The organism is Nocardia aobensis NBRC 100429, assembly GCF_000308375.1.
GTDB classification, from domain to species: domain Bacteria; phylum Actinomycetota; class Actinomycetes; order Mycobacteriales; family Mycobacteriaceae; genus Nocardia; species Nocardia aobensis.
Genome location: NZ_BAFQ01000038.1, coordinates 34,151 through 47,453, shown reverse-complemented (window position 1 = coordinate 47,453; position 13,303 = coordinate 34,151). Strand labels below are relative to the sequence as shown.

Annotated in this window: 10 protein-coding genes; 4 read left to right on the top strand and 6 right to left on the bottom strand. The window is 68.4% G+C overall.

All coding sequences use genetic code 11. The features are described 5' to 3' along the window. Window positions 1-218 precede the first annotated feature (218 nt). From rpmJ to RJ03_RS04380, 3 genes are all read right to left on the bottom strand, one after another. A complete protein-coding gene (gene rpmJ, locus RJ03_RS04390) occupies window positions 219-332 on the bottom strand; it encodes a 50S ribosomal protein L36 (protein ID WP_025347279.1) in 114 nt (37 codons plus the stop codon). Between the two features lie 168 nt (window positions 333-500). Then, complete coding sequence (gene infA / locus RJ03_RS04385; protein WP_003886926.1) at window positions 501-722, bottom strand: translation initiation factor IF-1; 222 nt, start codon at window positions 720-722, stop codon at window positions 501-503. A gap of 241 nt (window positions 723-963) precedes the next feature. After that, complete coding sequence (locus RJ03_RS04380) at window positions 964-2,232, bottom strand: MFS transporter (RefSeq protein ID WP_036498247.1); 1,269 nt, start codon at window positions 2,230-2,232, stop codon at window positions 964-966. 276 nt (window positions 2,233-2,508) lie between these two features. Between RJ03_RS04380 and RJ03_RS38925 the strand changes: the two genes are divergently transcribed. Then, window positions 2,509-5,502 (top strand): nucleotide-binding protein, encoded by a 2,994-nt coding sequence (locus RJ03_RS38925; RefSeq protein WP_306304664.1) that lies wholly within the window; start codon window positions 2,509-2,511, stop codon window positions 5,500-5,502. A gap of 9 nt (window positions 5,503-5,511) precedes the next feature. On the opposite strand, the gene RJ03_RS04365 is transcribed toward RJ03_RS38925, so the two are convergent. Next, window positions 5,512-6,504, bottom strand: a complete 993-nt coding sequence (locus RJ03_RS04365) for a GlxA family transcriptional regulator (RefSeq protein WP_036498245.1) — start codon at window positions 6,502-6,504, stop codon at window positions 5,512-5,514. A 108-nt stretch (window positions 6,505-6,612) separates the two neighbouring features. Here RJ03_RS04365 and RJ03_RS04360 point away from each other — a divergent pair, with 108 nt between their 5' ends. Continuing rightward, window positions 6,613-7,122 (top strand): hypothetical protein, encoded by a 510-nt coding sequence (locus tag RJ03_RS04360; RefSeq protein WP_157121668.1) that lies wholly within the window; start codon window positions 6,613-6,615, stop codon window positions 7,120-7,122. Between the two features lie 6 nt (window positions 7,123-7,128). On the opposite strand, the gene RJ03_RS04355 is transcribed toward RJ03_RS04360, so the two are convergent. Next, window positions 7,129-7,650, bottom strand: a complete 522-nt coding sequence (locus RJ03_RS04355; RefSeq protein ID WP_245552179.1) for a DUF4254 domain-containing protein — start codon at window positions 7,648-7,650, stop codon at window positions 7,129-7,131. Between the two features lie 151 nt (window positions 7,651-7,801). Here RJ03_RS04355 and RJ03_RS04350 point away from each other — a divergent pair, with 151 nt between their 5' ends. Then, complete coding sequence (locus RJ03_RS04350; RefSeq protein WP_051024307.1) at window positions 7,802-8,641, top strand: GntR family transcriptional regulator; 840 nt, start codon at window positions 7,802-7,804, stop codon at window positions 8,639-8,641. Beyond that, the gene (locus RJ03_RS04345; RefSeq protein WP_051024305.1) at window positions 8,638-9,222 is read left to right on the top strand and encodes a GNAT family N-acetyltransferase; all 585 of its coding nucleotides are present in this window, start codon (window positions 8,638-8,640) and stop codon (window positions 9,220-9,222) included. Before RJ03_RS04350 ends, RJ03_RS04345 begins: the two co-directional genes overlap by 4 nt. Before the next feature lies 1 nt (window position 9,223). Here RJ03_RS04345 and RJ03_RS04340 read toward each other — a convergent pair whose 3' ends face one another. Next, complete coding sequence (locus tag RJ03_RS04340) at window positions 9,224-13,303, bottom strand: type VII secretion protein EccC (RefSeq protein WP_036498243.1); 4,080 nt, start codon at window positions 13,301-13,303, stop codon at window positions 9,224-9,226.

Genomic DNA, 13,303 nt, shown 5'->3' with positions numbered 1-13,303 from the left:
AGCTTCCTTAACTGTTGCGGAGGTCTGCTCCCTGTCCGTCCCCTCGAATGGGGCCCCGGCCTCCGTTCCGGGGGTAGGTCGTCCGTCCGCTCTCCGCTCGTTTCCGAGGCGGCGAGCTCGCCGACGGCGACTGGCGCTGGGAGGTCTTCTTTTCTGTGCCAATCCGAACTGCGTTCGGTGCTTGGCTGGTGAACCCCTGCGTCGGGGTGCAGTCCAGGTCAGCCCTGACGCTGCTTGTGACGCAGGTTGTCGCAGATCACCATGACCCGGCCGTTACGGCGGATCACCTTGCACTTCTCGCAGATCTTCTTGACGCTCGGCTGAACCTTCACGTCCGTCCAATCTGGTTGTGGTTCACAGGGGTGTGAACACAGGTGTTCCCCAGTCGTACGACTGGGGAAGTCTTTTGTCGCAGATCCCGAGGCCGGAGCCACGAAATGCCGCGAGAGCTCCGGAGCCTCGACTCCCGAACTCCCTCCGGGGATCGCTCCCCGGAAAACTCACTTGTAGCGGTAGACGATGCGACCGCGGGACAGGTCGTAGGGAGAAAGCTCCACGACCACGCGGTCCTCGGGCAGGATGCGGATGTAGTGCTGACGCATCTTGCCGCTGATGTGCGCGAGAACCTTGTGACCGTTCTCCAGCTCGATGCGGAACATCGCATTCGGCAGTGGCTCGATAACTCGACCCTCGACCTCGATGGCCCCGTCTTTCTTCGCCATATCCTCCGCGATCCCGCTTACGTTGAAACCCTGTGTGGTCTCAACTCTTCGGCTAGCTTGTCACTGCAGTTACCGGTGCACTCCAGTCGACCCGGTGCCATACTCTTCGTAGTCACATGCGGACATGCAGTCACAGAAACTACACGCATTCGCATGAACACAGACGTCGGGCAGGTGCACCGCCGACCAAGCTTACCCGTGCGTCCACGATCCGGCCAAATGCGGTCCCTCCGCGCCGTCGCTAGTGGTCGGCGAGCGGGCCGCGCCCGGTGAGCGGGCCCCACGCCGCGATCAAGCCGAGCATCAGCACCAGCGCGATCGTGATGACCGTGAACACCGTGCCCGGACCGTGGCTGTCCAGCAACGGAAGCAGCAGGAACGGCTGGATGGCGGTGCTCAGTTTCGACAGAGAATAGGCCGTACCCGAGGCGGTGCCGCGCACGGTCGTGGGAAACGATTCCGGCAGATACGTGTGCAGGGCATTGGAGAAGACGTTGCTGGCCAGGGTGAACAGGCCGCCCGACAGCAGGATCAGCGGCACGCTCGTGGCGAATCCGAAGATCAGGCCGAACAGCGCCATCAGCGCGGCCGACGCCATCACCAGATATTTGCGCTCGACGCGCTCGATCAGCGGAATCGACAGCAGCGAACCCAGCGGATAGCCGAGGTAGGTGACGGTCAGATAGCCGAGGGAGTTCACCACCGTGAACCCCTTGTGCTGCAACACCAGCACCGCCAGCGTGCCGAAGCCGTAATAGCCGAAGACCTGCAGGATCATCACCGCGGAGAACAGCAGGGTGCGCCCGCGGTTGGCGCCGCGCAGGATTTCGGTGAACGACACCTTCGCCCCGGTTGTCGCGGCCTTGGCGTGCTGGGCCTGCCAGTGCGGCGATTCGGGCATGTGCCGACGGGCGACGAACACCAGCGCGGCGCCGAAGCCGCCGAAGACGAACAGCCAGCGCCAGCCGTCGGTGCCGAACGGTTCCAGCGGCACCAGCCACCGGGCCAGGAATCCGACGGTCGGCACCGCGCAGAAGCCGATGGTGTAGGCGATGGCGATCATCCGGCCGCGGACCTGCGGCGGCATCACCTCCGACAGATAGGTGTCGGAGACGGTCATCTCCGCGCCGATGCCGAGTCCGGCGAGCACGCGGGTCGCCATCAGGAACCAGACGTTGGGGCTGAACGCGCCGAGCAGGGTGAACCCGGCGTAGACCCCGATATTGATCATGAACATCCGGCGGCGGCCGAAGAGGTCCGAGAGCCGGCCGATGACCAGGGCACCGAGGAACTGGCCGACGAAGGCCGAGGCGAGGATGCCGCTCAGCTGATAGGTCGACAGCGCGAGTTGCTGCTTCAGCACACCGGTGATGGTGCCGGCGAGGAACAGTTCGTAGAGATCGAAGAACAGGCCCAGGCCGACCAGGGCGACGAGCTTGCGATGAACCGGCCGGACGGGAAGTTCGTCCAACCGGGCCGCGCGGGGATCATCACCCGCGGTGATTGCCATTTCGATACGCTCCCGACCTCGCAAATAAGGGGCAACCGAACCCGCCGGCAGGCGTCGCGGCGCGTCGTCCGACCGGCTCGTCGGCTGTGGGTAGGACGCCCGTCACGGCCGATAGCCCTCGCGTAAACTACCGGCTGTCCAGGAAATCGGTCCAGCAGATCCCAGGGGGACACCCGTGAGCGTGCGCAGCGAGCGAATTACGGACGCAGCGCCCTCGAACCCGATCGGCACGATCCTCGGCGAGGCCCCGACCACGAACCGCGGTGAGGTACTGCCGTGAGTCGCAACAACAACGATCTGCCCATGCTGCCCCCGTGGCTGTCGGAGAGCGACGTCACGCAAACGGGGTACGAAGCGCCGGTCGAGAACCTTCCGCACGAGGAGTACATCCCGGAGGACAACGGTCCGCGGCGGTTGTTCTCCCGCAAATCCGACGACCGGGCGGAGTCCGACAAGAAGGAGTCCGACCGGAAGTGGCGGAAATCCCGCCGCAAGGACAAGGCAGACGCCGAGCCGGCCGCCGGTGAGGGTTCGCCCTCGTGGGGGCCGCCCGACACCGCCCGGCCGCAGGGCGATGCGCAGCCGGGGCCGGAGTCGTTGCGCGGCAACGGTTCTCAGGGCTCCGAGTCCTTGCCGTGGCAGCAGCAGACGCCTGAGGGCTACCGTCCGGACGGCGTCCAGGGCGTGATCCCGGCCGACTTCCGTGCGCAGCAACAGAATCAATTCCCGCAGCCGCCGGTACAGCCGCAACCACCGACGCAGCCGCAGCAGCCCCCGACGCAGCCACCGGGGCCGTGGAATTCGGCGCCGTCGACGCCGCGCCACGACTTCGGCCGGCCGCCCGCTACCGCACAGCCGAATCCCGCTCCGGTGCCGCCGGAACCGACTACGCCACCTCCGAATCAGTCGCCCGGCCCCCTTCCCTCCGAGCCGCTGTCCGGCGAGTTCCCTCCCGCACCACCGCAGGCTTCCGCCCGCCCGCCGATTCCGCCTGCACCGCAGCAGATGTCGAGCACTCCGCTTCCGGCCGCCGACGGCGTGGATGCGGAGATGACCGTGCGGGTGACGCGGCGACCCGACCTACCCCCACCGCCCCAGCAGTCGGCTCCGACTCCGCCGCCGCTGCCCGAGTGGCCGGACCCGGCGCCGCCCACCCGTCCCGGACCGCCGCCACGGCTGGGCGTGCCGGAAGGGTACGAGAACGCGTCGCACGCGAACAGCGCTGTGGGGCAGCAGATTTCACCACTCGGCTCTCCGGTCGCACCGACGGCCGACGCACCGGGCCTGCCGAAGCAGGCGACGGACGCACGCCCCGCCGCTGCCGATATGCCGCCGACCGCGGGCACCGGGACTTCCGGCGTCGCGGAGGAGGCGCCCGCCTGGCTCGGCGGCGCAACGGAGCACTCGCCCGCGCCGGGCGAATCCGCACCCCGGCGCGACGATGCTGCCGGGGCGTCCGCGCATCGGCCGACCGGGGATTCGGGCGCACCCGGCGAGACCGCCGTATCCGATACCCCTGGCGCGGATCTGCCCGTCCCAGCGGACGATACGGGGCAGGGTGGCGGCACGTGGGATGCCTTCGCGGCCGGTGGCGATTCGGCTTCCGGTACGCGGCCTCTTCACCCGCCGACGGTGGGAACCCATGCGCCGGAGAGTGATTCGGGTGCGTCGTCGGTGGTCGGCGGTGTCGGGTTCTACGGCGCCGGTAACGCGGATAGCGGTGCGGTCGCTTCGGCGGGGCAGCAGTGGAGCGGGCGACATCGGCTCGCCTCAGAGCCGGTGGCGGCACACGATCCCGCCGTGCGGCCCGGGCCGGACATGGGTGGCGCCGTGTGGAACGGCACCGACGCGGCACCCGCGCAGTCCGAAGCGCGGCCGCAGACGCCCGACGCCGCGAGTCCGCAGTACGGCGCGGCGCCGCAGTACCAGCAGCCGCCCGCTGCGGAATTCGGTACGCACCCAGCACATTCCGGCCCGATGCCGCAGGCGCCGAATGCCGAATCGACGATGGTCGCCGGTCCCCAGGGCGTGTCGCAGCCTCGGATCCCCCAGCCGGCCCCGGACGCGCAGTGGCACAGCGCACCACAACCGCCGCCACAGGTGCCGGGGCCGGCGACCGGTCCCGAACAGCAGTGGGCCGCACGACAGGCGGATCAGTATTCCCAGCCGCAGCAGTACGCCCAGCCGAATCCGTATATGCCGGGGCAGCAGGCCGCTTCGCCCGAGCAGTATCAGCACGCCCCCAACCCGCAGGTCCAGCAGCAGGCTCCCCATCCGCAGGCGCAGTATCAGCAGTACCAGCAGGGTCAGCCGCCGCACCAGTACCCACCGAACGGCGTGACGCCCTCCCTGGAAGATGTCCCGATGCGCCGGGCGAAGAAAGCCCCCGGCTCGGGTTGGCGGCGCGCGGTGCACCACATGTCGGGTGGTGCCATCAATCCGGGTATGTCCGCGGAGGAGCTGCGCCTGCAGGAACTGGTGGCGCGCATCCGGCAGCCGGTGCGCGGCGACTACCGCATCGCCACCCTGTCCCTGAAAGGCGGTGTCGGCAAGACCACCACCACCATGGGCATCGGCTCGATCTTCGCCTCCATCCGCGGTGACCGCGTGATCGCCGTCGACGCCAACCCGGACTTCGGCACGCTGTCGCAGCGGGTGCCGCTGCAGACCCGCTCCACGGTGCGGGACCTGTTGCTGGATCAGCAGATTCGCAGTTACGGCGACGTGCGCCGGCACACCTCGCAGGCCACCAGCCGGTTGGAAGTGCTGGCCAGCGAACGTGATCCGGCGGCGTCGGAATCGTTCAGCGAGGACGAGTACCGCCAGGTGCTGCGCGTGCTGCAGCGGTTCTACAACATCATCCTCACCGATTGCGGTACCGGACTGATGCATTCGGCGATGGCGGGTGTGCTGGATCTGGCGCATTCGCTGGTGCTGATCTCGTCGTCGGCGATCGACGGCGCCCGCAGCGCGGCGGCGACGCTGGACTGGCTCTCGCTGCACGGGCACGATCACCTGGTGCGCAATGCCGTCGTGGTGATCAACCTGCCGCGCGAGGGCTCACCGAATGTGGCGATTCAGCATCTGCGCGAGTACTTCCTGGCCCGGTGCCGCGCCGTGCACGTCATCCCCTACGACCCGCATCTGGCCGAGGGCGCCGAGATCGACCTGGCCCGGCTGCACAAGAACACCAAGCGCGCGCTGGTGGAACTGGCGGCGACGGTGGCCGACGATTTCGCCACCGACCATCGGCGGTTCGGCGGTTACTGAGCACCGCGGTTATCGAGCACTGCGGTCCTGCCAGGCCATCGGGGTCGCCCGGACCTCGGCGATGCTGCGGCCGCGGCGGCGCCGGAACAGTCCGCGCAGGGTGCCGGCATTGAGATAGCCGACGCGCGCGGCGACCGTCTCCACGGTGGCATTGGTGGTGCGCAATAGCCGGGTGGCACGCTCGAGGCGGATTTCGTTCACGAAATCCCGTGGTGACATCCCGATTTCGGCCTGTGTCGCGCGCTGCAGGCTGCGCACGGTGACGCCGAGTTCGCGAGCGGCGTCGGTGATCAGGAACTGCTCGGCGATATGTCCGCGCACCCAGCGTTCGAAGGCCGCGACCAGTGAATTCCCGCGCGCGATCACCTGGGGAACGATGTAGTCGCGTTGCTCGCCTCCGCTGCCGGCCAACAGCATCCGGGCCGCGCGTTCGGCTTGAGCGGGACTGCGACCGGCCACCGTGGCCAACGCGAGGTCGAGATGGGCCAGGGCCGCCGCGGCCGTCGCGATGTGACCGGAGCGGCACAGGATGCGTCCCTCGTCCAGGTCGACGTTCGGATAGCGGCGGCGGAAGGCCGGGCCCAGCCACCAGCTCGTCGTCGCGGGCAGCCCGTCGAGCACCCCGGCCTCGGCGAGGAAGAAGGTTCCGGTGCACGCGGCGGCCAACGGAGTTCCCGCGATGTGTGCCTGCGAAATGCGTTCCAGCACCGGCCGGTTGGCGGGTGCGGCGATCAGGTCGACCACCGCGTCCGCGTCCATCGCGAGGACGGCGGGCACGATGATCGGGCCGATGTCGCCGGGCACCTCGGCCAGCGGTGTGGTCGGGATCAGATGGCCGTGGCCGGAGCGGACACTGCCGCCGAGCGCGACGGTGTGCACTCGCCACGGTTCGGGCTCCAGCTCCGGATCGTCGACGAGCGAGTTCGCCGTGTTGAAGACCTCCAGCACGGCGGCGAGACCGAGGTCGCCGACACCGTCCACGACGAATACCGCCACATCCATGTCGCAAACAGTACTGAATGCGTCGGATACGACACTGATAATGCGCACATCCGCCGCCTAGTGTTGCCGTATGACGATGTGGGCGAACAGAGGTGCACGATGCGCATCGTGAGCAGTGTGTGTCACCTCTTCGAATACGAGGTCACCTCGGCGGGTCCGTGCGCGGTCGCGCTGGATCCGGCAGCGGTGCGCGCCCGAAAGTTGTTCGTGGACTGCCTCGTCCTGCAGGTCGCGGTCGAGCCGGGTGACGCCGCGGCACTTCCGGCGGCGGTAGAGGTCGTGAAAACCATTGCGGCACACGACGACGTCGGCTACATCGTGGTCGAAGGTGTGGCGCCGTGGGCGCGAAGCGATCGACGCGGCGCACACGAGGACGTACTCACCGGCCTGGCGGATGCGCTGGACATCGTATCCGAACTCACCGAGCGCTTGGCGGAACGCGGTGAACTGGTCCACCTGATGCCGTTCGGCTGGAACACGATTCGCTTCACCGAACTGGCCGATGGTTCACGACCGCGGCGGGTGACCCGGCTGAATCCGGCGCCACTGCCGGCGGATCGGTCGCGGCACAGCCGCGCACCGCGGATGGCGGGCTCGTGCCGATCGCTGAGCTACTAGACCTACTCACCAGGTCGGCAGGCGACGCCGTCCGGTGAGGACCTCACGCACCAGATCGTCGTAGCCGTCGGCCAATTCGGCGAGATGATGCCAGGCAGCGTGCAGCACTTCGTCGTTCGCGTCGAGGGTCATCAACGCGTGGTGCGCGCGCACCGACGCCTCGGCCAGCCGGTCGATGACGGCGCCGATCGTTTCGGTGTGCAAGGTAGCGTCGGAGTTCTGCTGCGGGACGGCGCGGACGATCCAGTCGTCGATCGCCATCACCAATTCCATTCGCCGTCTGCCGATTTCGATCATCAGCGCGGAGTCCGGATCCGGGGCGGAACCGCCGCGGCCGAGCTGGCGTTCGAACAGCACCGCCAGGTCGCGCGCGAACCACAGGATCGGGCCGCCGATGACGCGGTGCCCCCGGCACGCGCGCAACAACAGATCCGAACTCGGCAGAACTTCGGTCGTCAGGAAATCGACGGCCGTCGGTGTATGTGGTGTGTCGGGCCATGCCACGACCACCATCGGGGACGTCTCCAAACCAGCCACGTTGCCTCGCCGTCGTCGCCGTACAACCAATGGTCAGGACGTTCATTACAATAAACCTCTGAATGTGTGTGTCAAGGGTCACACTGCCCTGCCAACCAGCAGAGTAGACTTCCGGTCGTTGAAGATACAACCGAGGAGCGAGATGGCCGCCGGTCCGAGGTACCAGCGAATCGCCGACGTCCTACGGGAGGCGATCCGCGACGGCACGTACAAACCTGGTGATCGCCTGCCCAGCCACAACGAGCTGGCCGACCAGATGCATGTCTCGATCACCACCGCGCGCAACGCGATTCAGGTGCTCGTCGCCGAAAACCTGCTGTTCACAGCGACTTCCCGGGGCACGATCGTGCGCAGCCAGGAGGTCCTGGAATCCGTGGTGACCAACCATATTCGACGCGACCGCCCCAAGTCGGCGCACGACGTCTTCTCCGAGATCGCGCGCGCCGCCGGGCGTGAACCGGCCAAGCAGTTCAGCGCCCGGATGGAACCGGCCGGAACGGAAGTCGCGCACTGGCTAGGCGTGCCGAAGGACTCCTGGGTCGTCTCGCGCACCGTGGTGCAGTACCTCGACAACGAACCGTGGTCGTGGGAGGTCAGCTACTACCCGCGTGACCTCGCCGAACTCACCGGAATCGATTCTCCGCACGACATTCCGGAGGGCACGACGCGGCGGCTGGCCGCACGTGGCTATCCCGAAACCGCCCATCGGGATACGGTCGTGGCCCGCCCTGCGAGTGCCGACGAGGCCGCTGTCCTGGGTGTCGGAGCCGGCACCATGCTGCTCGATCATCTGCGCATCGGCGCCAGCAGCACCCGCATCATGCGGGTCACCCGCCAGCGGTCGCCGGCCGCACGCAACCGGCTGGCCTACGAACTCGGTGACGACGAGGGCACCGCCCTGATCCGCAAAACCCTGGGGGCGCCGCATCCGCCGGGCAACTCCCATTCCTTCGGTAACTCACTGGTACCCGGATCGCCATGAACATCCGCATCCGCCAGGCCCGCTCGGCCGACCTCGGCACCATCTGCCGACTACGGCTCCAACGCACGGCCTGGCTTGCGGCACGCGGCTCGGACCAGTGGACCCGGCAGGGCCGCGGGCTGCCGATCGAACGGTTCGCCCACGCGGTCGGATGGTCGGTCTCGGCCGGGGAGACCTGGGTCGCGGAGGTCGGCGGCGAATTCGCGGGAACCGTCACCGTGAACGACCGCGCGGATCCCGGGCTGTGGTCGCGGCGGGAGATCACCGACGCGGTGATCGTGCACTACATGATCGTCGATCTGCGCTTCGCCGGATCCGGTGTCGGCCGCGCACTGCTCACCCACGCCGCCGGGCTGGCCCTTGTCCGGCAACGCAATTGGGTGCGATTGGACGCCTGGACCAGGAATACCGAGCTGCACCGGTACTACCGCTCGGTGGGATTCCGGCTGGCGCGCATCGCGAATCCGGCGGTCAGCGGACCCTCGGCGGCGCTGTTCGAGCGCCGCGCCGACAGCTGGGGCCTACCGGAACCGATCGTGCGACGCCATCTGCACGCGGACCGGGGCGATCCGGTGCGCTGACTCAGACCGGCGGCAGATAGCTCACCTGCACCATCTCGTTCTCGCGGGCACGGGATACGAGCGTGCCCCGGCCGGGTGCGAGCTTGGCCGACCGCACATCGCCGAGCAGTTTGCCCTCGTCCTTGGGCGCCGACATCAGCAGCGCGTCCACCGAGAGGTCCTTCAGCATGCCCAGCACCTTGTCGTACAGCGCCCGGGAGGCGCCGCCGGAGCGCCGTGCCACGATCAGGTGCATACCGATATCGCGGGCCTGCGGAATGAATTCCAGCAGCGGTTCGAGCGGGTTGCCCGCACCGGTGGCGACCATGTCGTAGTCGTCGACCACGATGTAGATCTCCGGCCCGGTCCACCAGCTGCGGTCCCGCAGCTGCTGCGGGGTGATGTCCGAACCCGGAATCCGTTGCCGCAGATAGGCGGCGACCTCCTTGATCATGTCGAACGACGTCTGCCCCGAGGTGGAATAGCCGGCGAGCTGCTGCCCCTCCAGCACGCCGAGCATGGTGCGCCGGTAGTCGATCAGGATGACGCGCGCCTGTTCGGCCGTCGAATTCTCGGTGATGCCGAGCACGATGTTGCGCAGCAGCGTGGTCTTGCCGCACTCCACATCCGCGAAGGCCATCAGATGCGGCTGCGCGTCGAAATCCATGACCAGCGGCGCCAATTCGTTCTCGCCCAGACCGACCACCACCCGGGTGGCGCTGCATTCGATGCCCTGTTCCGCCGCCTCGGCGAGCACCTGTTCGCGCGGCACCCGCAGTGGCAGCATCCGGACCGCCGGTGCGCGCCGGTCGCCGTAGAGTTCGGCGAACTGGCTGCGCGCCAGCGCGATACCGTCGGACAGAGTCGCCGGATCGGAGTTGGAGTCCAACCGCGGCAGGGCGATCAACATGTGCAGCTTCTCGGGGGTCAGACCGCGGCCGGGACGACCCACCGGCACCAGAACGGCCGTGCGCCGGTCCATTTCGGAGTCGCTCGGGTCACCGAGACGCAGTTCCAGCCGGGTGCCGACGAGATCCTTGACCGCCGGCCGGATCTCGCCCCAGCGGGTGGCGCCGATCATCAGGTGGATGCCGTAGGACAGGCCCTGCGCGGCCAGCGCGTTGAAGGCCGGCTCCAGCACGTCGAATTCGGCACGGATGGTCGCCCAGCCGTCGACCACCAGGAACACGTCACCGAACAGATCCTGCGACAGTGGGTCCGCCGCCCGCTCGGCCGGACTCCGCTGCGCCAGTTCGGCTTTGCGGCGCCGGAACTCGTGGATCGACTCGATGCCCAGTTCGCGGAAGCGCTCCTCGCGCTGATGCAGCAGGGTCACCATCTCGGCGACCGTGCGGCGCACCCGGTCGATGTCCATGCGCCCGGCCACCGAGCCGACGTGCGGGATGTCGGCCAGACCCGCCAGCGTGCCGCCACCGAAGTCCAGGCAGTAGAACTGCACCTGCTCCGGCGTGTGGGTGGCCGCGGCCGCCATGATGATCGACCGCAGGGTGGTCGACTTACCGGACTGCGGACCGCCGACGACGGCCAGATTGCCCTGTCCGGCCGACAGATCCACGATCAGCACATCGCGGCGCTGCTCGTACGGCTTGTCGATGACACCGATCGGCCACCACAGCCGGCCATGCCGGTTCACCGGCGAGCGCCAGTCCGGATCGGGCAGCAACATGTCCACCGACGGTGATTCGTCCAGCGGCGGCAGCCACACCTCGTGCGCCGGGCGGCCGTGACCGCGCAACCGGTCCACCACCACGTTGAGCAGCGTCTTGGGCACCGTGTCGGCGGGTGTGCCGGATAGTTCCCGCTCCGCCTCCGGCGATCCGGGCGGCGGCGGAAGTTCGGGCCGGCCCAGCGGTCCGCGCGCCGGAGCGACGGCCACCGGTGTGCGCACCGGCACCGGCGCCGCGGTGAAGACCACCGGCTCCTGTCCGCCGCCACGCTGCCCGCCGCCGGTGCGTCCGGGCGCATTGCCCGCGGGTGATTCGTAGGCGCCGGAGACGTAGCAGGCGTTGAACCGCAGCGGATCGTCGGCGTCGCTCTTGAGGTAGCCCGAACCCGGCACACTCGGCAGGTGGTAGGCGTCGGTGATGCCGAGGACCGCGCGTGATTCGTTGGCGGAGAAGGTGCGCAGGCCGATCCGGTAGGACAGGTGCGAGTCGAGGCCGCGCAGTTTGTTCTCCTCGAGCCGCTGCGAGGCCAGCAGCAGGTGCACGCGCAGCGAGCGGCCCAAGCGGCCGATCATGACGAACAGATCCGCGAAATCCGGCTTCTGCGAGAGCAGTTCGGAGAACTCGTCGACGATGATGAACAGCGCGGGCAATGGGTCGAGCGCCGCGCCGGCCGCGCGGGCTCGCTCGTATTCGGTGACGTTGGCGAAGTTGCCCGCCGAGCGGAGCAGTTCCTGGCGCCGGGTCATCTCACCCGACAGCGCGTCCTTCATTCGATCGACGAGGGCGATCTCCTCCTCCAGGTTCGTGATCACCGCGGCGACGTGCGCCAGCGATTCCAGTCCGAGGAAGGTCGCGCCGCCCTTGAAGTCGACCAGCACCATGTTCAGCTGATCCGGCGAGTGGGTCGTCACCATGGACAGCACCAGGGTGCGCAGGAATTCGGACTTACCCGAACCCGTTGCGCCGATGCACAATCCGTGCGGTCCCATACCGTTCTCGGCCGACTCCTTGATGTCGATCTCGACCGGCGTGCCGTCGGGAGTGATGCCGATCGGCACCCGCAGCCGCTCGCGATCGTTGCGCGGGCGCCACACCGACGCCGGATCGATCTGCGCGGCGTCGGGAATCTTCAGCAGTTCCATCAGGCCGGGCACGGCTCGCGATTCGTCGCCGAGGCTCACGATCTGGGCCGCGGTGGCGACCCGGTAACGAGCCAGCGCCCGCGCCAGGGTCTGCGCTTCGGCGATGGACACCGGGTCGCAGGTGGCGAACTGCTCCACGCCCGCGGCGGATCTCGCGGCGACGGTACCGTCGGCGACCACCAGTTGCAGGCCGCGGCGCACCGCGAGCCCGGCCTGCGGCGCGGTCAGGTCGAGCACGGTCACCGAATCCAGTCCGGCGTCGCTGACGATCCGCTCGGTTCCGCTGACGTAGCCGTCGTCGATGATGACCAGCAGGTGGATGCGCCCGGCGGTGGGCTGCGCGTTGCGCATGAACCGGCCGCGCTCGAGCAGTTCGGCCGCCATGGAGGTCTCCAATTCGGCCAGCGACCGGTACATCATCCGAGCTGCCCCCATGCCGTCGCGGTCGACGGGATGTTGCAGGTGCGGAAGCCATTTCGCCCACGACCAGGCCTCGGCATCCGGGTCGGCGCAGATGATCGCGACCGCGGCGTGGTCGGGTCCGTGGAAGGTCACGTATTCCATCAGCATGGCGCGCACCAGCATGCGCGTCTCGTCCGGGCGGCCCTCGATGTTGATCGCCGGGAACGCCCGCAACGACAGCGCCGTGGGCAGGCCGTGCACCACCGAATGGGTACGCACGAAGCGACGCAGCGCCACCGTGGACACCGGTTCGAGGTCCTCGAGCGGACCGGTCTCCGGCCGGGCCAGTTTGGTGGCCAGCCGGTGACTGCCGACGCCGACGCGCACATGCCCGAAGTCCGGGTCGTTGGGGCGGCGCTCCCACATCCGGCGGGTACCGGCCACGGCCCGCAGGTCGGCGGGTTCCGGATGGCTCCAGATCAGCGATTGCAGCTGTGCGCCACCGGTTTTGCGGACATCGCGGCGGACCTGGTCGAGGTAGCGGAAGTAATCCTTGCGTTCCTCGTTCAGTTCGGCGGCGCGCTTGGGGCCGCCCGAGCCGCGCATGCCCGCCATCATGCCGACCATCGACATCAGCATCATCATCGGGAACATCAGCATGAAGGGGTTGGCGAGCAGATTGCGCCCCATCATCACCATCATCGCGATCATGCCGACCACCGCGACCACCATGACCACGGGCATGAGTCGCATCAGCAGCGCGGGAGGCACCGGCCGCGGAATCTCCGGCGGGGCGGTCAGCGCCACCTCGCCGCCCGGTGCCCGCGGCGGGGCGATCCGCGGTCGGCGCACGAATCCGTCGGTGGACAT

Excerpts from the sequence above, each read along its gene's own strand:
- infA (WP_003886926.1), bottom strand. The coding sequence starts at position 722 with ATGGCGAAGAAAGACGGGGCCATCGAGGTCGAGGGTCGAGTTATCGAG.
- RJ03_RS04380 (WP_036498247.1), bottom strand. The coding sequence starts at position 2,232 with ATGGCAATCACCGCGGGTGATGATCCCCGCGCGGCCCGGTTGGACGAA.
- RJ03_RS04365 (WP_036498245.1), bottom strand. The coding sequence starts at position 6,504 with ATGGATGTGGCGGTATTCGTCGTGGACGGTGTCGGCGACCTCGGTCTC.
- RJ03_RS04350 (WP_051024307.1), top strand. The coding sequence starts at position 7,802 with ATGGCCGCCGGTCCGAGGTACCAGCGAATCGCCGACGTCCTACGGGAG.
- RJ03_RS04345 (WP_051024305.1), top strand. The coding sequence starts at position 8,638 with ATGAACATCCGCATCCGCCAGGCCCGCTCGGCCGACCTCGGCACCATC.
- RJ03_RS04340 (WP_036498243.1), bottom strand. The coding sequence starts at position 13,303 with ATGTCCACCGACGGATTCGTGCGCCGACCGCGGATCGCCCCGCCGCGG.